We start from the raw sequence: 21,557 nt of genomic DNA, 5'->3' as shown, positions 1-21,557 counted from the left end.
TGTTTCACCTCTCGGATAATTTTTGTTCAAATCGGTCCTTTCGGACATCTGTGGGAATTTCAGTCGCGTATTTCCCGCTAAAACAAGCGTCACAATATGAATGCGTTCCTGTCAGTTCATGAAGGCATTCCAACGGAAGATAGCCAAGTGAATCCGCCCCGATGAGCGTGGCGACCTCTTTTTCTCCATGGTGGGATGCAATAAGATTTTCTTCCGAATCGATGTCTGTACCATAATAACACGGATGCAGAAACGGAGGTGCAGAGATTCTTAGATGGATCTCTTTTGCGCCTGCCTCTCTTAAAAGACTTACAAGCTGTCTGCTTGTAGTTCCTCTTACAATGGAATCATCAATTAAAACTACTCGTTTTCCCTGAATAACCGATGGGATCGGACTCAACTTCATCCGCACCAGATCGATCCGTTCTTTTTGACCGGGAGATATAAAAGTTCTTCCAATGTATTTGTTCTTGACAAGTCCGATTCCATAAGGAATTCCTGAAACTTCAGAAAATCCAAGCGCCGCGTCCAGACCGCTGTCCGGAACGCCGATTACAATATCCGCCTTGACCGGTTTTGTCTGTGCTAATAGTTTCCCAGCCTGAATTCTTGCTGCTGATACAGAGATCTTATCAATGACAGAGTCCGGTCTTGCAAAATAAATATATTCAAATATACAGGTCTTCTGTTTCTGCGTGCCGCAGTGTTCCCGGCGCGACTCGACGCCTTCTTCGCTAAATACCAGGATCTCTCCCGGAAGAAGATCCCTGATCAGTTCCGCGCCTACAGATGTCAGGGCGCAGCTTTCCGAGGCAATCACATAGGAGCCGTCCGGCATTTTCCCGTAACAAAGGGGACGGAATCCATACGGATCTCTCACTGCGATCATTTTAGCAGAAGACATTAATATAAGAGAATATGCTCCTTCCAAAGAAGTCATGGCGCGGCTTACCGCCTCCTCGATACTAGGCGCAGTAAGCCTTTCTCTTGTAATCATATACGCAATCGTTTCTGTATCGCTGGTTGTATGGAAAATTGCTCCTGATAATTCCAATTTATCACGAAGCTCTAACGCATTGCTTAAATTTCCATTATGTGCCAGCGCCATTTTCCCTTTCTGATGGTTCACCTCTATAGGCTGACAATTCTTTCGATTATTTCTTCCTGTCGTTCCGTACCGCACATGTCCCACGGCCATATTTCCTTCCGAAAGATGTGCCAGAGTATCCTCAGAAAATACTTCGCTTACAAGCCCCAAATCCTTATACGACGAAAAGACGCCATCGTCATTTACAACAATGCCGCAGCTTTCCTGCCCTCTGTGCTGAAGTGCATAGAGTCCATAATAAACCAGTTTCCCAAGACGTTCTCTTTTTCTGCTTAAAATTCCGAACACGCCGCATTCTTCATGAATCGCCATATCTGTTCACTCCTCTTGTTTCGTATTTTCATGGAAAGCCGCTGAAATAAATCCTTGAAACAGCGGATGCGGCCGGTTGGGGCGGCTTGTAAATTCCGGATGAAACTGCACTCCGATATAAAACGGATGATCCGCAAGCTCGATGGTTTCTGCCAAACGGCCATCAGGGGAAGTTCCGCTGATCACCAGACCTGCATCGGTAAGCAGTTCGCGGTACTGATTATTTAATTCGTAGCGGTGACGATGGCGCTCTTGAATGACCGAGCGCTGATAGCAATGCTCCATTTGTGTTCCCGGCTGAATCACACAAGGGTAATTTCCAAGTCGGAGTGTGCCTCCCTTATCAATATCATCACTTTGTCCCGGCATAAAATCAATAACCTTGTCCCTGCACTGCTCATCAAATTCCCCGGAATGTGCTTCCGGAAGTCCAGCCTCATTCCTGGCATATTCAATGACGGCAATCTGCATGCCAAGACAGATCCCGAAATAAGGAATCCGATTCTTTCTGGCATATTCAGCTGCAGTGATCATTCCTTCAATTCCTCTGTTTCCAAAACCGCCGGGAACGATGATCCCGTGTATTCCCCGGAAAATCTGAGCTACGTTTTCTTTCGTAATATTCTCTGAATCGATCCAATGAATACGGATATAAGCATTCTGCGCATAGCCTGCATGATTTAAAGCTTCCACTACGGACAGATAGGCGTCATGAAGCTTTACATATTTCCCGACCAGTCCGATATGTACTTCCCGGGTACGATTTTTTATCTGTTCCACCATTTTTTTCCAGTCTTCAAGCCGGGCTTCCTTTGCCTCTAAATGAAGCTCTCTGCAAACTACAGAAGAAAAGCCGGACTGCTCCAACATAAGGGGCGCTTCATATAAATTTGACAGCGTGCGGTTTTCGATCACGCAGTCCGGCTTCACATTGCAGAAAAGAGAAATCTTCTGAAAAATAGATTCCTCCAAAGGTTTATCGCACCGAAGTACAATGAGATTCGGGTGGATTCCCATTCCCTGCAGTTCCCGTACAGAGTGCTGCGTAGGCTTTGATTTGTGTTCGTCCGAGCCGCTTAAATAAGGGACGAGTGTCACATGAATAAACAGGCTGTTTTCCCGTCCCACTTCCAGAGAAATCTGGCGGACTGCTTCTAAAAAAGGCTGGGATTCAATATCTCCTATTGTTCCTCCGATTTCCGTAATTACCACGTCTGCATCCGTCTGTTTCCCTACGCGATAGACAAATTCTTTGATTTCATTGGTGATATGCGGGATCACCTGAACAGTAGAGCCCAGATATTCTCCCCTTCTTTCCTTATTCAACACATTCCAATAGACTTTTCCTGTCGTCAGATTGGAATATTTATTCAGGTTTTCATCAATAAATCTCTCATAATGTCCCAGATCCAGATCTGTCTCCGCGCCGTCTTCCGTGACAAACACCTCTCCATGCTGATACGGGCTCATAGTTCCCGGATCTACATTAATATAAGGATCTAACTTCTGAGCGGCCACCTTATAACCTCTGGCTTTTAAAAGCCGCCCAAGGGAGGCTGCCGTAATTCCTTTTCCAAGCCCGGATACCACGCCTCCGGTCACAAAAATATACTTTGTCATAAATTGTCATTCCTCTTTCTATTATTTTCCGCTTTCTCCATAGTTTGAAAGCACTCTGGCTGAAGGGTCATTGACGTCACACCCCTCCCACTCTTTGTTCGGCATCCAGAATCCGGCGATCATTTCCGCCTGCCCCGGATAATATTTTTCAAAGATTTCCCTGTACAACAAAGATTCTTTCGTAAACGGACGTGCATAGGTATACTTTTCTGATAATGTTTCCATCTCCTGATCTGTGTAAACGGATTCTGCGTATTCTTTCAGATAATCCACCATGGAATGACCTACTGCGTCTGAAAACGCTGCTTTTTCTCTCCACAGGATTTCTTGCGGAAGGTACGAATCCTCCTGAAATGCATGACGGAGAAGATATTTCCCTTTTCCGTAATGATTCATTTTCAGTTCCGGATCGACTGCCATAACGTAAGTCACAAAATCCAGATCTCCGAACGGAACTCTTGCCTCAAGAGAATTGGAAGAGATACAGCGGTCTGCCCTTAGTACATCATACATATGAAGTTCACGGATTCTTTTCACGGATTCTTCTTGGAACGCCTCCGGACCGGGGGCGAAATCAGTATATTTATATCCAAATAATTCATCCGATATTTCACCGGTGAGAAGTACGCGGATATCTGTCTGCTCATGAATTGCCCTACATACCAGATACATACCCACAGATGCACGTATCGTAGTAATATCGTAAGTCCCCAGAACATGAATCACCTCTTCCAGCGTATCGATCACTTCCTCCGGCGTCATATATATTTCCGTATGTTCGCTTCCGATGTACTCTGCTGTCTGCTTCGCATACTTTAAATCAATGGCGTCTTCACGCATCCCGATGGCAAACGTACGGATAGGTTTCCGGCTCTCTTTAGCGGCGATCGCACAGACGAGCGAGGAATCCAGCCCGCCCGAAAGCAGAAAACCTACCTTCGCATCCGCTACAAGCCGTTTCTTTACTCCTTCGATCAGCAGGTCGTAGATATTCCGGCATACGGTTTCTAAATCATCCCGGCATATGTGTTCTGATTTTGTTATATCGCAATAGCAGGTAAAACTGCCGTTTTTATAATAATATCCCGGAGGAAAAGGCATGATTTTGTCAGTAAGCCCTACCAGGTTTTTCGCTTCACTTGCAAACAGGATCACACCTTTTTCATCATATCCGTAATAGAGAGGACGGATTCCAATGGGATCTCTTGCCGCAATATATTCACCTGTATCGCCGTCATAGAGAATACATGCGAATTCTGCATCCAGCATAGCAAACATATCTGTGCCATATTCTTTATACAAGGGCAGAAGGATCTCACAGTCTGAATCGCTTGCAAAGCTATATCGGTCAGACAATTCTTCTTTGATCTTTTCAAATCCATAAATTTCTCCGTTGCAGACCACGTAACTTCCATCCAATTGGAAAGGCTGCATTCCGGACGGTGTTAATCCCATAATGGCCAGTCTGTGAAATCCAAGAAGACCATTTCCCGTATCAACGATCCGGCTGTCATCCGGACCTCTGGAAATGGTTCTTTGGAAACCTTCTTTAAATTTATCTAAATCGACTACCGGTCCGCAATATCCCATAATCGAACACATACATTTTACCTCCATTTTTCGGGAACTGTTCCATGCGCGCTGTAAACAGTTCCCTTATTTTAAATTTATTCTACATCCTGCAGAGCATCAAAGCCCTCTTCACCGGTTCTGATTTTTACAACATTTTCCACATCATAAACGAAAATCTTACCGTCTCCGATATGTCCTGTATAAAGCACTTTCTTAGCCGTTTCGATAACACTGCGGACAGGAACTTTGCTCACCACGATTTCTACCTGGATTTTCGGAAGCAGGTTTGCCTCAATCTGTACGCCGCGGTAATACTCCGGTTTTCCTTTCTGTACGCCGCATCCAAGAACGTGCGATACGGTCATGCCTGTAATTCCCAGATTCATCATTGCCGCTTTTAATGCCTCAAGCTTTGATTCCTTGCAGACAATTTCCACCTTCGTGAATTTCGGCGTTCCTTCTTCAAATGCAGGAACCGTCTTCACCGGTACAGCTTCAGCTTCCGGCACATCTCCCATGGCAAAGACCGTATTGGTGTCCACATCCTCCGCAATGGTGTCCGGCAGCATAGAAAATCCGGCATATGCGGTAAACAGTCCATGTTCCGAAACATCCAATCCGGCAAGCTCTTCTTCCGGTTTTACACGCAGCCCGATGGTATGTTTAATTGCTAAAAATACAATGGTGATAACCACCGCAACATACGCTGCTACAGCAAGCACGCCTAATACCTGGATTCCCAGAAAGTGCGCGCCGCCTCCATAGAAAAGTCCTGCCTCTGTAGTCTCCCCTGTGGCAAACAGACCGGTCAGAACCGTTCCTGCAGCGCCGCAGACACAGTGTACGGAAACAGCGCCTACAGGGTCGTCTATTTTTGCAATTTTATCAAAAAATTCTATCGCCAGTACAATCAGGATTCCACAGACAACTCCAATGACCGCCGCGCCGACCGCATCTACCGCATCGCAGCCCGCTGTAATGCCTACCAGACCTGCCAATGCTGCATTGTAAGTCATAGAGACATCCGGTTTCTTGTAACGTATCCAGGTGAAAATCAAAGCCGCGCAGCAGGCGACAGCAGCTGCCAGGTTAGTATTAAAGAATACCCTTCCCGCTGTTTCTATCAGGGCATCACTGTCCATACCTACCGTAGAAGCTCCGTTAAATCCAAACCAGCAGAACCAGAGGATAAAGACGCCAAGCGCTGCAAATGTAAGGTTATGCCCTAAAATCGCCTGCGGTTTTCCGTTTTTATCGTATTTTCCAATACGCGGACCTAAGATTTTCGCACCGATCATAGCGCAGATGCCTCCTACCATATGTACGGCTGTAGATCCTGCAAAATCATGGAATCCCATCTGGGAAAGCCATCCTCCTCCCCAGATCCAGTGGCCAGAAACCGGATAGATCAGAAGTGAGATCGCTGCAGAATAAATACAGTAAGCGCTGAATTTTGTTCTCTCTGCCATTGCTCCTGACACAATCGTGGCGGATGTCGCACAAAAGACAGTCTGGAAGATCGCAAACGCCCACAGAGGAACGCCTGAAGGAAGCGCCTGGCTGTACTCGCCCCGGATCAGCGGGTCAAAGCTGCCAATGATTCCGGAACCTTTTCCAAACATCAGTCCGAATCCTACCAGCCAGAATGCCGGTGTTCCAATGCAGAAATCCATCAGGTTTTTCATCAGAATATTTCCGGTGTTTTTCGCTCTTGTAAATCCCGCTTCACACAAGGAAAAACCTGCCTGCATAAAGAAGACCAGAGCTGTGCCAAATAATACCCAGATTGTATTTACAGAACTGTACATGATAACCCCTCCCTTTTTGTTATCTTTGCTATTTTACGCTGAAAAGCAGATCCCCGTAGGTTGGGAACGGCCAGTATTTTTTTGCTGTAACGGTTTCCGCTTCATCACAGGCAATTCGTAACTCCTGCATTCTGGTCAATACTGTATCCCGGATCTGATAAGACTGCGCCACAATATCCTTCACGTCCTGAAGTTCTATCAGAGCTGTTTCCAATGCATCCGTCCTGACTGCCATCTGGTCTGTAAGTGTAGAGAGTTTTTTTATCAGGCCGCTTTCATAACGGCATGCCAATGTCTCATCGACACGTTTCTTCGCAGAAGCTGTCCTTGCCAGTTCCATTGCGTAGGCTTCCACAGCCGGAATGATCTCTCTTTTAACCATATCCACCATAGTATTTGCTTCTATTACGATCGTCTTACAGTAGTTTTCCAGCATAATCTCGCATCTTGATTCCAGTTCCGCCTTGGAGAATACTTTATGTGAAGTAAGCATCCTGACATTTTTTTCATCCAGCAGATGCGGCATACAGTCCGGCGTTGACGGATAGTTCATCAGTCCGCGCTTTTCCGTTGCTTCTTTTATCCATGCATCGTCATAACCGTTTCCATTGAAAATAATCCTCTTGTGATCTTTGATCGTCTTGCGGATCATGGCATGAAGGGTTTCTTCAAAATTCTCTGCTTTTTCCAGTCTGTCCGCATAGATCTTCAGGCTTTCCGCCACTGCGCTGTTAAGCATCATGTTGGCGCATGCGATACTGTTGGAAGATCCCAACATACGGAATTCAAACTTATTTCCTGTGAAAGCAAAAGGTGAAGTACGGTTTCTGTCCGTAGTATCCCGATTGAATTTCGGAAGGACATCCACACCCAGCTTCATCTGTGTTTTTTCCGCTCCTTCATAAGGAATATCTTTTTCAATCGCCTCTAAGACTCCGTTCAGCTCATCGCCCAGAAACATGGACACAACAGCCGGCGGCGCTTCATTTGCTCCCAGACGATGATCGTTTCCTGCGGTTGCAACAGACAGCCTCAGCAGATCCTGATAATCATCCACCGCTTTGATCACTGCGCACAGAAACAGTAAAAACTGCGCATTCTCATAAGGTGTTTCTCCCGGCGACAGCAGGTTTACGCCTGTATCAGTGGAGATGGACCAGTTATTATGTTTTCCGCTTCCATTCACTCCTGCAAACGGTTTCTCATGAAGAAGACAAACCAATCCATGCCGTGCGGCTACTTTTTGCATGATTTCCATCGTCAGCTGGTTGTGATCCGTAGCAATGTTGGTCGTTGTGTAGATCGGCGCCAGCTCATGCTGTGCCGGAGCCACTTCATTGTGCTGTGTCTTTGCAAGGATTCCAAGCTTCCAGAGTTCCTCATTTAAGTCCGCCATGTAAGCCTCTACTCTTGGCTTGATCACACCGAAATAATGGTCATCCATCTCCTGTCCTTTCGGAGGTCTTGCTCCAAATAAAGTGCGTCCTGTAAATTGAAGATCTTTTCTTTGATCATACATTTCTTTTGTAATCAGGAAGTATTCTTGTTCCGGTCCTACAGAAGTAATAACGTATGATACCTTTTCATTGCCGAACAGACGGAGAATCCGAAGCGCCTGCTTATTCAATGCCTTCATGGAACGAAGCAGCGGCGTTTTCTTGTCCAACGCTTCTCCTCCATAAGAACAAAAAGCTGTGGGAATACATAAGGTTTTTCCTTTAATAAACGCATAGGAAGTCGGATCCCATGTGGTATATCCTCTTGCCTCAAAGGTAGCTCTTAAACCTCCGGAAGGGAAGGAAGAGGCATCCGGCTCTCCTTTGATCAGTTCCTTACCCGAAAATTCCATGATAACGCCTCCGTTTGGAGAAGGAGAAATAAAGCTGTCATGTTTTTCTGCTGTGATTCCGGTCAGCGGCTGAAACCAGTGTGTGTAATGTGTTGCGCCTTTCGATACAGCCCATTCTTTCATAGCTTCTGCCACAACGTCTGCTACGCTGCTGTCTAATTGTTCACCTTCATCAATGGTTTTTCTCAATGACTGATATACTTTTGAAGATAAACTTGCCTTCATAACCCTGTCATCAAACACCATACAGCCAAAATATTTGGAAACATTTTTCTTCTTCATAACGACACTCCTTTCGCACGAAAAAAGACAAGGATGCCTTTCCTGCTATCCACATGAAAGACGCCCTTGCCTTTTTCTATCTGTTTCTTTGCAACAACGGAAAAAGCGTCTCTGAGATTGTGTTCTCAAAGACGCCCTTGCCTTTACGTGTTGCATGATAACACCGGACAAACCTCTTTGTCAATTCCTTTTTTTGTATTTTTACAAGTACAATTATAACCGTTCAGCCTGCGAAAACCACTTACGGAAACACATATGAAATAAGAAAGATAAAGGAATCCGCGCATCGTTCTGCAAAAACTCAATCAAATTATGATTGACAAACATTCCTAATCGTTGTATAAGTATGCATATGAGCAAAGGCGTTCATTTAGGAATCAGAATTTTTCTGCTTTCAAAATGAGCGTCTTTGTTTTTATTGTATAAGATCAAAAAGAAAGGAATGAAATGGAAAATGAAAACAGAAGGTCAGGTAAGGATTCCTTCAGGATGTGCCATCGCAGCTATGATTTCCAGAGACGGGAATAAAATGTCCGGGGAAACGATCACAAATGCTATGAAACCCATGCATGACCGATCCAATGGTCTTGGCGGCGGATTTGCCGGTTATGGAATCTATCCGGAATATAAAGACTTTTATGCCTTTCATATGTTTTTTGACAGCAGAGCTGCCAGAAAAGGATGCGAGGCGTTTTTAAAAGAACGGTTTGAGATCGTACAGTCAGAAATTATCCCCACAAGAAAAACGCCTCTGATCACAGATGAGCCTATCATCTGGAGATACTTTGTAGCTCCTTTGAAGTCTCTTCTGACGTCTATGCAGCTGGATGAAAAGGAATATGTGGTACGTACAGTCATGAAGATCAATACGGAGATGCCGGGAGCTTATGTCTTTTCCAGCGGCAAAAACATGGGAACTTTCAAAGCAGTGGGATACCCGGAAGACATCGGTATTTTCTATAAATTAGACGAATACGAGGGATATTCCTGGACTGCCCACGGCCGCTATCCTACCAATACTCCGGGCTGGTGGGGCGGAGCTCACCCCTTTGCTCTTCTGGATTCTTCCGTTGTACATAACGGTGAAATTTCTTCCTATGATGCCAACCGCCGTTTTATGGAAATGTTTGGATATAAGTGTACCCTTCAGACGGATACGGAAGTCATCACGTATATTTTAGACTATCTGCTCCGCAGGCAGAATCTGACTCTTGGAGAAGCTGCCAGCGTAATTGCCGCCCCCTTTTGGAGCACCATTGCAGCAAAAACAGATCTTGCAGATCAGAAAAAGCACACTTACTTACGAACTCTGTTCCCCAGCCTTCTGATCACCGGACCTTTCTCCATTGTTTTCGGTTTCAACGGAGGGCTTATGGCGCTCAATGACCGGCTGAAGCTCCGCTCCATGGTCGTAGGAGAAAAAAAAGATATGGTTTATATTGCCAGTGAAGAAACAGCCATCCGAGCCATGGAACCGGATGCCGAAAATATCTGGGCTCCCGCCGGCGGAGAACCGGTTATCGTAACAGTAAAGGAAGGTGTTTTATTATGAGCATTGAATTTATCTACCCTGAGTTTGAAGTGATCCGAAATGAAAACCGCTGCATTACCTGCCGTATCTGCCAGCAGCAATGCGCCAATGGCGTACATTCCTACAATAGTGAAACCAAACAGATGGTATGTGACGAAAGCAACTGTGTAAACTGCCAAAGATGTGTTTCCTTTTGTCCCACCAGAGCTTTAAAAATCGTAAAGAGCGACTGTTCTCTACGCGAAAATGCCAACTGGCCGGAAAATATGATGAAAGAAATTTATAAACAGGCAAACAGCGGCGGAGTCCTGCTCTCTTCCATGGGAAACCCAAATCCTCTTCCCGTTTATTGGGATCGCATCTTAATCAATGCTTCGCAAGTAACCAACCCTCCCATCGACCCTCTAAGAGAGCCTATGGAAACCCGGATTTATCTTGGAAAGAAACCGGAACAAGTGCATCGGATGGCGGACGGTTCTTTAGACTGTGAGCTTCCCCCGCAGCTGGAACTCTCTATGCCGGTCATGTTCTCCGCCATGAGCTATGGCTCTATCAGTTATAATGCGCACAAATCACTGGCTCTCGCTGCAAAAGAGCTTGGGATTTTATATAATACAGGAGAAGGTGGTCTCCATGAAGATTTTTATTGCTATGGAGAAAACACCATTGTACAGGTAGCGTCAGGACGCTTTGGCGTTCATGAAAAATATTTAAACGCCGGCGCCGGCATTGAGATCAAAATGGGACAGGGCGCAAAACCGGGAATCGGAGGGCATCTTCCGGGAACTAAAATTGTAGGAGACGTGTCCCGCACCAGAATGATCCCTGAAGGCTCTGACGCCATCTCCCCCGCGCCTCATCATGATATCTATTCTATTGAAGATCTGCGGCAGCTGGTCTGTTCTCTGAAAGAGGCTACGGAATACAAAAAACCGATTATCGTAAAAGTGGCGGCTGTCCATAATATCGCAGCCATCGCCAGCGGAATTGCACGCAGCGGCGCGGACATTATCGCTATCGACGGCTTCCGCGGAGGCACCGGCGCCGCTCCTACCAGAATACGCGACAATGTGGGAATCCCTGTAGAGCTCGCTCTGGCGGCAGTGGATCAGAGGCTTCGTGATGAAGGAATCCGAAATCACGTTTCGCTCGTAGCAGGCGGCAGTATCCGCAGCGCTTCCGATGTGGTAAAAGCAGTAGCCCTTGGAGCGGACGCCTGTTATGTTGCAACAGCCGCGCTTCTGGCTCTTGGGTGTCATCTCTGCCGCACGTGTCAAAGCGGCAAGTGTAACTGGGGGATCGCCACGCAGAATCCTGAACTTGTGGAAAGACTTGATCCGCAGACGGGAAGCCGTCGGCTTATCAATCTGATGACTGCCTGGAAACATGAAATCAAAGAACTTATGGGAGGTATGGGAATTAACTCCATCGAAGCTCTCCGGGGCAACCGTCTTATGCTCCGCGGAATCGGGCTAAACGAAAAAGAACTTGAAATACTTGGCATTTCCCATGCCGGAGAATAAAAACAATATCATTTTATCAAGGAGATGTGTTATACTATGAAAGTGATAGATGCTGCTGCACTAGATTATAAAACTTTAAACGAAGTCCTTCGGCAGCCGGAACACGATTATGTGATCGAAGGCTGCTGCGGACAGCGCTTTATCGGCGCCGGAATGTCTGACCGGAATATTACCGTCAATGGAATTTCCGGCAATGCTCTCGGCGCCTACCTAAATAACGCCTCTATTACCGTAAACGCAAATGCGCAGGACGCCGTAGGCGATACGATGAACGCAGGAAAGATTTTGATTCATGGCAGCGCCGGAGATGCGGCCGGATACGCTATGAGAGGCGGTAAAATTTATGTTCGCGACCATGCCGGCTACCGGGCGGGCATTCATATGAAAGAATATAAAAAGAAAGTTCCGATAATGATTATCGGAGGATGCGCCGGCAGTTTTCTGGGGGAATATCAGGCCGGAGGGATTCTGATTGTATTAGGATTACAGGAAGATCATCATCCGATCATCGGCAATTTCCCCTGTACCGGTATGCACGGCGGAAAGCTGTTTCTGCGGGGCGACTGCAGGAATCTGAAATTTCCTCCGCAGGTGACGGCAGATATTGCTTCTTTTGAAGACTTGCAGGGAATCATGGATGATCTGAAGGAATATTGCAGCGATTTTCACTATGACCTGAAAACCATTCTCTCCTCTCCTTTTACTCTTGTCACCCCGAACAGCAAGAATCCGTATAAACAGATGTATGTAGCAAATTAACGTGAAAGAGGTGGAAGACTATGAAATATTCCCAGCAAGAAATTATACAGTATGTTCAGGAAGAGGACGTTAAGTTTATCCGTCTGGCTTTCTGCGACGTTTTCGGAAAACAGAAAAACATATCCATCATGCCTGATGAGCTTCAAAGAGCCTTTTCTTACGGTATCGCCATTGACGCGTCCGCCATCGATGGATTTGGTGATGAGACTCATTCAGATCTATTTCTTCATCCAGAACCGGATACTTTGATGCCTCTTCCCTGGAGACCGGAAGAAGGCAGTGTAGTTCGGATGTTCTGTCATATCACGCATCAAGACGGCACGCCTTTTGAGTATGATTCCCGTGCGCTTCTGGAAAAAGCCATTAAAGCAGCCTCTGAAGAGGGATTGCAATTTTCTTTTGGTACGGAACAGGAATTCTATCTTTTCCGGTCAGACGACTTTGGCGAACCTACCATGATCCCATATGATCATGCCGGATATATGGATATCGCTCCGGAAGACAAAGGTGAAAATATCAGACGAGAGATCTGTCTGACTCTTGAACAAATGGGCATTCATCCCGAAAGTTCCCACCACGAACAAGGACCGGGGCAAAATGAGATCGATTTTCGCTACTCCGACCCTATGACGGCGGCCGATAACGCCTTGACTTTTCAGACTGTAGTTAAAGCTGTTGCGTTAAGAAACGGTCTCTGTGCCGATTTTTCCCCAAAACCCCTTCGTGATCAGCCCGGCAATGGTTTTCATATTAACATTTCCGTCAAATCCGATCGCGAATTTAATTATATGGACGCTGTAATTGCCGGTATTCTGGATAAAATCTCGGAGATGACTCTTTTTTTGAATCCGCTTGAAAATTCCTATGAACGTTTTGGACAAAATAAAGCGCCGCTCTACATCTCTTGGTCAAAAGAGAACCGTTCCCAGCTCGTCCGTGTTCCCGCGGCGCTGGGCGAATATCAGCGCGTAGAGCTTCGTTCTCCTGATCCGTCCACCAACACCTACCTGGCGTTTGCCTTGATCATTTACGCGGTCCTCGACGGAATCCGTAATAAAACAGAGCTCCCCGCTCCTGCCGATATCAATCTGTATCGGGCTGATAAAGATACGCTTGCGCGCTTTGGCCAACTTCCGAAAGACTTTAAAACAGCCTGTTTTCTTGCCGCAAACAGTTCTTTTATCAAGAAATATATACCTGACGCGATCTTAAACATTTATTGCAAACAGTAATTTATACGAGTTCCAAAGAAAGGAGAGCATAAAATGAGTCTAAAAGAGCGTACATACAGTATTCTTGTTGTATCTTCGACAGACAGTTTTGCCTCTGCCTTTATCGGCTCTCTTCCTGAAATCCGGTATTATCCTGTTCTTACGGCTTCAAGTGTCAGCGCAGCGAAACGAATGTTAAAAGAAAAGTCTTTCGATTTTGTCATTATCAATTCTCCTCTGTCTGATGATATCGGCGTTCGTTTTGCGATCGACCTTTGTTCCTCCAGACAGATCGCCGTTCTGCTTTTAGTAAAACGGGATATTCACTCTGATATTCATGACAAGGTTGCCGAATATGGAGTGTTTACACTTCCAAAGCCAACTTCAAAACCGACCCTCCTTCAGGCGTTAAGCTGGATGGAAAGTTCCCGCGAGCGTTTAAGGCAGCTTGAAAAGAAATCTTTATCCATCGAGGAAAAAATGGCGGAAATCCGTCTGGTCAACAAAGCGAAATGGTTTTTGATCAGTGAACTTTCTATGAGTGAACCGGAAGCTCACCGCTACATAGAAAAACAGGCAATGGATCGCTGTATTCCAAAGCGATCCATTGCCGAAGAAATTGTCAAGACTTATACTTGATCTTCTCCTCCTTCCACTTCCGACTTTATTATCAGAAGTGCAGGGAGGTAAAATTATGTTTTTATTCTGTCAGTCAGGCTTACCGCCTTTTCTTTCTGCCTAAGAATCTGCCTGCCGCCGCAAGCATTGCCGCAAATCCTAAGGTCGTCCATCCGACCGGCGTTTCCTTATCTCCTGTCGCAACAGCCTTTTCATCGCTTGCCGATGGTGTTCCATTCGTTGACGGTGTATCGTCCGGCGACAGTGAATTATCTGGATTCACAATATCTGTATTACCGGAATCCGGATCTGTCGGGAATTCCGGATCTGTCGGTGGATTCGGCTCCGATTTTTCCAGACCTTCTATCGCTTTTTGCAGTTTTTCCAATGCCTCATTCACATCTTCTTTTACTGCATTTTCTCCAAGCTTTAAGACTTTTTCCGCCTCTTTTAAAGCTTCTTCCAGAACCGTTTTACTGTCTTGTGTATAAATACTCAAATCTTTGCCTGCATATAAGTCATATGCCGCCTGAAGTTCTGTAAGATCTCCTTTATACATAGTCAGCCTTTTCCCGACTTCTATCAGTGTCTTATACGCTGTCTCCACTTCTTCGCTTGTTGCATCCGGCTTCTCATCAATCGCTTTTGCATTTTTATACGCTTCCTCATACTCTTCGCGCACAACCGGAATTACATCCTGATATTTTTCATCTTGCATCTGTTCTTCTGCATGCCGGATTGCCTCTTTAAGATGAGACTTATCGACTTCTTCTTTTTCCTGTTCAAATACAGCCGTAAAAGCGGCGCTTTCTTTTGCATCAAACGTATATTTTTCCTGTTCGCTTACCGGGTTTCCTTTTTCATCTTCCCAACGGACAAATTGATATCCTTCTTCCGGATATGCTTCGATTGTAATCTTGCTTCCCTTTTTCACAGTATTTCTTTGGGAAACAGTTCCCTTTCCTTCTGTCTGCGGTATGATTTCCACAACTTCTTTTCCCATTAATTCTGATAAGGACAGTTCTTCATATTTCATAATATCCTGTGAATGTAATTCTGCCGGATTGTAAGAATCATACTTTTCATACATCAGACCGATTTGGTGATTCGGAAGTTCGCTCAGGCAGGAATATGCAAACCCTGCATTCTTACTGTCTACCGAATAATCGTAAGTCCAATCAATTTTATATTTTTCACTTCCTTCTTTTCCGGTATCTGTGATCAAACCGATCTTGACTCTTCCGTCTCTTCGATAATTTCCCACACCGGCAGGAGTGGACATGATCAGCGCCGGCTTTCCTTCTATCAGACCGCCATAGCGGATCACGGATAACTGCGATCCCCATCCCGGCTGGGTCATTCCCGGTACATACGCCGCTTCTGTCCATGTTTTTCCTCCGTCCAGGCTCACTGCTTCCGCTATCTTAGAACCTGTTGATCTCGCATAAACACGAAGCGTTCCATCCGGCATTTCTACGATCTGTGATTCTGACATCGCCGCTTTCTTCGTAGACGGTCCTTTTGCATAATTCCATGTTGCTCCATGATCGTCGCTGTAAATAATTCCCGACTGTGCCGTATCATAAACCGGTACGATCAACCGCCCCTTATATTCTCCGTTTTTAATCTGCATGCCTCTTCCCGGACCTGTGACAAGCACTCTTGAATCTTCTGCTTTGACCATTCCGTTTAAAAGTATCGGATCAGACCATGTTTTTCCGTCATCATCACTGTACTTCATATACAGCCATGTCGTAGGCAATGCTTTGAATACTGCATCTGCATACATAATGTTCATCGGAACGTCTTTGTCTGTCTCATCTGTTACAAGCTGTCCCGAACCGTTCGTAGGATCGAATCTTGACGATTTTTGTTTGACTGTCTGCAATACATTATCCTTCAAAATTTCAAAATTACTGTTCAGAGAATACTCTGTCGGCTGATTCGTTGTATCATTATAGATAACACCATTCTCCCTCACTGTATAATTATAATCTGTTTCTCCTGCCTTTTGCAGTTTCAAGTATTTTTTCCCTTGAATTTCTTTATATCCGCTTCCTGTAACTGCCTGCGGAGAACCATATCCAGCCGCCATAGCGTCCGATATCAAAAATACACGTTCTGTCTCTTCGTCCTGCAAAAGAACCGGATCGATAAATGATGCACTTTGATTTACTCTCGTCTGCGTTCCTACCGGAATTTCTAATGTATTATCTTCATAATCCTCATAGTGGAATGGAAGCTCCGGCTTGCTCCAGTTCTTTCCTCCATCTTCGCTTCTTGCCACTGCAATATCAATATTATTCGGTGAATCGTGCGTACCGCCAAACCTTGCGTCTGCCGCGCTGATCACTGTACCGCTTTTCAGTGTCAAAAGCGCCGGAATCCGGTAATAGTTCGCGCCTGTTCCGTCATTTTTATGGAAAATCTGCTGTAATTCAGGATATGCGGTCTTCTTCGTTTCCTCGATCAGTTCTTCATCTGTTAAAGGAGTCTCATACACTTCGATCTTATGGATATTTCCTCCGAAAGTATATTTATTAATTCCTCCCCTTTTTGTTGCCCCCAGAGAAACAGTATCTAATCCCGTAATTTCAGAAATAAAGCGGTATCCTCCCAATGCAGCGGCGTCTACCGTCAGCACTTTCTCTCCGTTTGCAAACAACTGATACGTTCCTTTTTCTTTATCTGCCTGAAGCGCAATTATATTTTCTGCAGGTTTTCCTTTATAATCTGCCTTCACTGCATTTGCCGCTTTAAATCCATAATTCATCGCGCTCTCATTTCTGATTTCGCAGCCAAGTACTCCTTCAGGTCTGATATAAACATGAAAATGTCTGTTTTCATGTCCTGCTTTTGCATTGGAAACACTAAACAAAGACTGAATTGCCTGATCGCTTGTCGATGTATAGTGTACTAAAATCGTACCTTCTTCCAGCTTCATCAATTTTTCTGCGTAATCTTTTGTACTTAATTCTACCGGTGATCCTACTGCGATCTTCTGATCCTCTTTTCTGAAAACCAATCCTCTGCCTACCGCGTATATTTTAAATATTTTTTCTTTTTCAGCCTCTGCATTTTTTGCTTTCAGCCGGATCGTATATGTCTTTCCTTCCTCCAGTTTCTTTGCTGTTTTCAACACTCCGTTTTCTATCGCAAAATATGGATTATGAGTGTCGCCTTCTCCTGTGCAAAGAGAGAAAACATAGTTTCCTTCAGGAGCCATCTCATTAACTGTGAATGTTCCCACCGTTGTTCCTTCATTCAAGTTTTCTACTTTTTCATCACTCAAACAAATATCAAATGCTTCCTCAAGCGTATTATTTAATTCAATCTCCTGTTTTTGAAATACTGTTTTTTCCGCCCGGTCTTTCAGCCATGCAGACACTTCTACCTCGTATTTCTGATTCTCGGGAAGGTTTTTTAAAACAATCAACTTCTCTCCTGCTTCTGCATCTGTCTCATATGTCTGCCCTGATGCTTTGGAAACCGCTTTCAGATGCACCGCCCCTATCTGAGACTTGCTGTCTTCTTTCAGCTTTTCCAAAGACACGCCGATGCGGTTCGGCGTTTTTATAACTTCCGGAGTGATTTCAGATGTTTTCTCATTGATCGGCATCTCATAAAACAAATTGGCAATCGCGCTGTCCTCTTTCCACAATCCGCATCCTTTTAAAAAGTGTCTGGTCATAAGAAGGTGTCCGTTTGCGCCCGGATGCAGATTATTTCCGAATAAAACAGTATCTTTTTTCAGCCAGCCGTAATCATTAAACGCTTTTTGAAGTTCCGTATACTGATCGATATAGATCAGGTTCTGCTCGTCTGCGACCTGCTTCATTTTTGCAATATACTGCGGTATATTCGCTTCTCTTGAACCGGTATTCCACATTGGCGTTGGCGTTCTTAAAATGATCACCGCGTCTTTATTTTTATTTCTGATCTTCTCTATGATCGTCTCAAGATTCTTTTTGTATATATCCGCCGTAAGTCCTCCTGTTGCCGCATCATTCGTTCCAAGCATGATCGAGACTACGTCAGGAGTATATTTTTCCAATCTCTGTTCAATATTATTCAGCGTACTTGTTGTCGTCGCTCCTGAAACAGCCGTATTGATCACAGTATCTGAAGCTCTTCCCATCTCATCTTTCAAATATTTTTCAAAAGTCTGAGCGATCCCGTCATAACCTTTTGTCCACAAAGCCGCATGTGTAATAGAATCTCCCATGAACAGCCATGTCATCTTATCTTTTTCTTTCAGCTTTTCCGAAAGCGCTTTTTGCTTTTCATCCAGCGTCTGCCCATACGCGATTCCGACATTGCCTGCTTCCGTTTTTCCTGTCACAGTTTGAAGCTGTGTCGTTCCGTCTGATGAAATACATTTGAAAAGGTACTCTTTTCCCGATTCTGCTCCTGTAATCGTAAATGTATTCCCATCCGCACTTCCCGTTATTTTTTTATCTCCAATACTCAACTCGTATCTCCACGACGTTTCATTTGTTTCCGGGATCTGTACATGCAGACCGGCATTCTCCGCCGTCACAACCGGAAGAACGTTCAAATATACGTCCGGCTGCTCTTCTTCTTTCAGATTCAGAGTCACTCCGTTTCCCGGATAACTGTCCGTCGTCTTGATCGTAGCTGCGGAAAACTGTTTTCCGATCTCAAAATGTCCCGCTGCGTTCAGCGTTTGACCGTCTTTTAATTTATTATTTTTAAAATCATCCTGATTTGTCTGTGCAAAATGATCGACTACAACGATCCGATCGAGCTTCTCCGACTCGTCTTCGTATTCTTTTACAACTTCGTCTACCGCTTTACAGTACAGCATGATTGTTGCATTTACCGCATCATCTTTAACTGCAAATGGCTTTTGGATCACAGCAAATCCTTTTCCGTTTTCTTTTAATCCTAATGACAGGTTGATAAATTGACGCAATGAATCTTGAAACGAAGCAATTCCTGCTTCTCCTGCCTGATAATCCTCTTTCCCGACGAGATAAGCCGCCGCTTTCGGGCTGTAATCCGCCACTAAAGTCTGATAATTGTCAACGACGTCTTTTAAAGTCTGACCGGCCTTTCCTGTGTTGATCGTATAACGCTGCCGCCCGTTTTCATTTCCTGCTTTCGTCCACCGCACATACTCTTCAAACTGTCCTACATAATTTCTTACCCCTCTTGTCTGGGCAAATCCTCCCTGTACGGCTTCTCCTCCTGTAAATACCCATGAGTTATCGCCGTACTGAATTTGAAACATCTCGCCCACTGCCGAACCGCTTGCGATCTCACCGGAAGTTTCCGGTTTCGATATCGCGATCGCGTCCGCGTCCGTCAACGTTTCACTTGTAATGATAACGTGAGAAATCTCCCCCTGAAATCCTTTGTAAACCTGTCCGTCTTTTGTTTTCTGCGCTCCGATCGTCACCTGATCCAGAACCGACTGCTTTGAAAAAAGACCTCTGTTCCCTGCGTCTGTGTTACTCCACATTTCCTGTCCGTCGATCGTCAGACGCATCGACTTCTCATTCTGACTGCTGACAACGACAGTGTGCCAATTCCCATCTGAAAATGAAGCCGGTCCTACATGTTCCGCCGCAGTATGTTTATATACCATACGAAACTTTTCATTCGCCCTTATAAAGAAAGAAGTACAGTCGCTTCCCCTGTTAAGATCTGTCGGAAGATCGATCGTTTTATCTTTCGCTCCCAGTAAAACGCCGTCCGCTTTTTTGGAAGCTTTAAATCTGAACACTACGCTTCCCGTCTCTATTTTATGTATTTGTTCCGCATGATCGCTGACATCGACGGCGCGCGTTCCGTCAAATCTCTGTTCTTCGCCCTGAAATTCCTGAAAGAGAACTGCTTTTTCTTTTAAATCGTCCAATTTACTTTTGCTTTCCGCCTGATACGATTCCTGTCCTTGTTCATTCTGCATTTCATATGCCTGAACAATCAATTTCATATCATCTGCAGCTGTAAACGCTAAAGAGCCTGCCAAAAGTACAGCAGTCCACCGCTTCCAATCCCTCATTTCCTTTCCTCCATTCTTTTTGTGAATTGTAGATATTTTTTCCGGTATTTCAGAATTATTTTGGTATATTATGCACCCATTATATCATCAGGCAATATATGTATCTTGTGCATTTTCTACTATTATATATGCTTTTTTATACATTTCGGAACTTATAATCAATTTGCAATGTGCCTCCTTTGAACTACAAAAAGCAAGCCCTTCTCTGATAAACATCAGGCAAAAACTGACCAATAGAAGCAGGCAGGAAAACCAGATCGTATGCGCTCCGAACAGAACAACAAATTGACCGCCGATTCCAGCGCCAACAGCAAATAGGAAAATGATTTCCCAATAGCGCAAAGCTTTCCCTAAAACATTTCTATCATGTGTTCTGATGTATGCAGAAAGTGCTTCCATGCCGCTACGCATATTTCCGATACACATGGTGCTGGCAAACGCGTAACCATTCACCTTTCGGAATGTCTGCACCTGCATAGCGCAGGAAAAAGATACCAGTGCATTAGCCAGCATATCAAGACTTTGCGGAAGAAAGCTTACCAAAAACAGCAGAATCATTTCCAGTAGCAGGACAATCTGCCTCCAGTGGATATTCTGCACATTCTGATATTTTCCCCGTATCTGCTCTGCAACAATGATGCCTATTGCAAATGCTGCCAACGGAACAAAGTAGTGTGCGCTCTGCAACCAATTACGCTCACAGATGTTTTGACTAAGTAATACGATATTCCCGGTCTGAGCATTGGCGAACACCTTGCCCCGGAACACATAGGTATAGGCATCTTGCAGGCCGCCTGATATTGACAAAAATGCGGCAGTTGGGAAAGATTCGGACATTTGTCCCTGATGCTGGCATTTTATAATTCCATGCAAATGTGTTCACTCCTTGATGTATAACTAAAGATACCTCTATGTATGTATTCTCAAAATAGCAGAAGCCTGACTATGTTTGGCATCCTGAAATACAATACATATCAACCATACCATCACAAAGAAGATGATCATCTTGATCGGTAATGCTGATATGAAAGTAAGCCATGTGCTTACCGCGCTTTATGATTTCAGCTTTTGCAAAGATTGTCCCTGACTGTACGTTATGCAGGAAATTGATATGTGCGCTTTGCGTTACATAATCTCTACCATCCATTCTGGCAAAAATTCCCGCCACGCAATCTGCCATTGCATATAACAATCCTCCATGTACGTGTCCATGAAGATTCATAGATTCGGCAACCAAGTTTACCTTTACCACACAGCAATCCGGGTCAACTTTGCATATTTGAATATGGTTATAAGACATAAAAGGATTGCCTTTTTCGTATGCAGAAAAATCCAT

The 21,557-nt window shown here is 44.8% G+C and carries 13 protein-coding genes; 5 read left to right on the top strand and 8 right to left on the bottom strand.

The features are described from left to right. Positions 1 to 4: 4 nt before the first annotated feature. The 5 genes from purF to RUMTOR_RS01870 all read right to left on the bottom strand — a co-directional run bounded on the left by purF (position 5) and on the right by RUMTOR_RS01870 (position 8,551). Entirely contained in the window at positions 5 to 1,420 is a 1,416-nt protein-coding gene (purF, locus tag RUMTOR_RS01890) for an amidophosphoribosyltransferase (RefSeq protein ID WP_004845346.1), read from the bottom strand. Between the two features lie 6 nt (positions 1,421 to 1,426). After that, entirely contained in the window at positions 1,427 to 3,040 is a 1,614-nt protein-coding gene (locus tag RUMTOR_RS01885; RefSeq protein WP_004845345.1) for a CTP synthase, read from the bottom strand. A 21-nt stretch (positions 3,041 to 3,061) separates the two neighbouring features. Beyond that, positions 3,062 to 4,642, bottom strand: a complete 1,581-nt coding sequence (gene asnB / locus RUMTOR_RS01880) for an asparagine synthase B (protein WP_009243169.1) — start codon at positions 4,640 to 4,642, stop codon at positions 3,062 to 3,064. A 65-nt stretch (positions 4,643 to 4,707) separates the two neighbouring features. Continuing rightward, the gene (locus RUMTOR_RS01875; RefSeq protein ID WP_004845343.1) at positions 4,708 to 6,420 is read right to left on the bottom strand and encodes an ammonium transporter; all 1,713 of its coding nucleotides are present in this window, start codon (positions 6,418 to 6,420) and stop codon (positions 4,708 to 4,710) included. A 28-nt stretch (positions 6,421 to 6,448) separates the two neighbouring features. Further along, positions 6,449 to 8,551: a glutamine synthetase III family protein gene (locus tag RUMTOR_RS01870; protein ID WP_004845342.1), complete on the bottom strand. Its 2,103-nt coding sequence runs from the start codon at positions 8,549 to 8,551 to the stop codon at positions 6,449 to 6,451. Positions 8,552 to 9,005: 454 nt separating this feature from the next. Between RUMTOR_RS01870 and RUMTOR_RS01865 the strand changes: the two genes are divergently transcribed. Genes RUMTOR_RS01865 through RUMTOR_RS01845 form a run of 5 tightly spaced genes read left to right on the top strand, consistent with a single transcriptional unit; the run spans position 9,006 to position 14,214 of the window. Next, positions 9,006 to 10,103, top strand: a complete 1,098-nt coding sequence (locus RUMTOR_RS01865; RefSeq protein WP_009243171.1) for a class II glutamine amidotransferase — start codon at positions 9,006 to 9,008, stop codon at positions 10,101 to 10,103. Next, positions 10,100 to 11,605, top strand: coding sequence for a glutamate synthase-related protein (locus RUMTOR_RS01860; protein WP_022003067.1), 1,506 nt, complete (start codon positions 10,100 to 10,102; stop codon positions 11,603 to 11,605). The genes RUMTOR_RS01865 and RUMTOR_RS01860 overlap by 4 nt, the downstream gene beginning before the upstream one ends. 36 nt (positions 11,606 to 11,641) lie before the next feature. After that, complete coding sequence (locus tag RUMTOR_RS01855) at positions 11,642 to 12,364, top strand: GltB/FmdC/FwdC-like GXGXG domain-containing protein (RefSeq protein ID WP_004845338.1); 723 nt, start codon at positions 11,642 to 11,644, stop codon at positions 12,362 to 12,364. A 20-nt stretch (positions 12,365 to 12,384) separates the two neighbouring features. Next, positions 12,385 to 13,596, top strand: a complete 1,212-nt coding sequence (locus RUMTOR_RS01850; RefSeq protein ID WP_004845337.1) for a glutamine synthetase family protein — start codon at positions 12,385 to 12,387, stop codon at positions 13,594 to 13,596. A 33-nt stretch (positions 13,597 to 13,629) separates the two neighbouring features. Continuing rightward, on the top strand, positions 13,630 to 14,214 hold the full coding sequence (locus RUMTOR_RS01845; protein WP_004845336.1) for an ANTAR domain-containing response regulator: 585 nt from the start codon (positions 13,630 to 13,632) through the stop codon (positions 14,212 to 14,214). 79 nt (positions 14,215 to 14,293) lie between these two features. On the opposite strand, the gene RUMTOR_RS01840 is transcribed toward RUMTOR_RS01845, so the two are convergent. The 3 genes from RUMTOR_RS01840 to RUMTOR_RS01830 form a co-directional block, all read right to left on the bottom strand. After that, positions 14,294 to 20,221: a sialidase domain-containing protein gene (locus RUMTOR_RS01840; protein WP_004845335.1), complete on the bottom strand. Its 5,928-nt coding sequence runs from the start codon at positions 20,219 to 20,221 to the stop codon at positions 14,294 to 14,296. Between the two features lie 87 nt (positions 20,222 to 20,308). After that, the gene (locus RUMTOR_RS01835; RefSeq protein ID WP_004845334.1) at positions 20,309 to 21,058 is read right to left on the bottom strand and encodes a YoaK family protein; all 750 of its coding nucleotides are present in this window, start codon (positions 21,056 to 21,058) and stop codon (positions 20,309 to 20,311) included. Positions 21,059 to 21,164: 106 nt separating this feature from the next. Next, a complete protein-coding gene (locus RUMTOR_RS01830; protein WP_004845332.1) occupies positions 21,165 to 21,557 on the bottom strand; it encodes a PaaI family thioesterase in 393 nt (130 codons plus the stop codon).

Origin of the sequence: [Ruminococcus] torques ATCC 27756, assembly GCF_000153925.1 — a bacterium.
Classification (GTDB): Bacteria; Bacillota; Clostridia; order Lachnospirales; family Lachnospiraceae; genus Mediterraneibacter; species Mediterraneibacter torques.
Note: the sequence above shows the minus strand (reverse complement) of the source record. Positions and strands in the feature narration are given on the sequence as shown.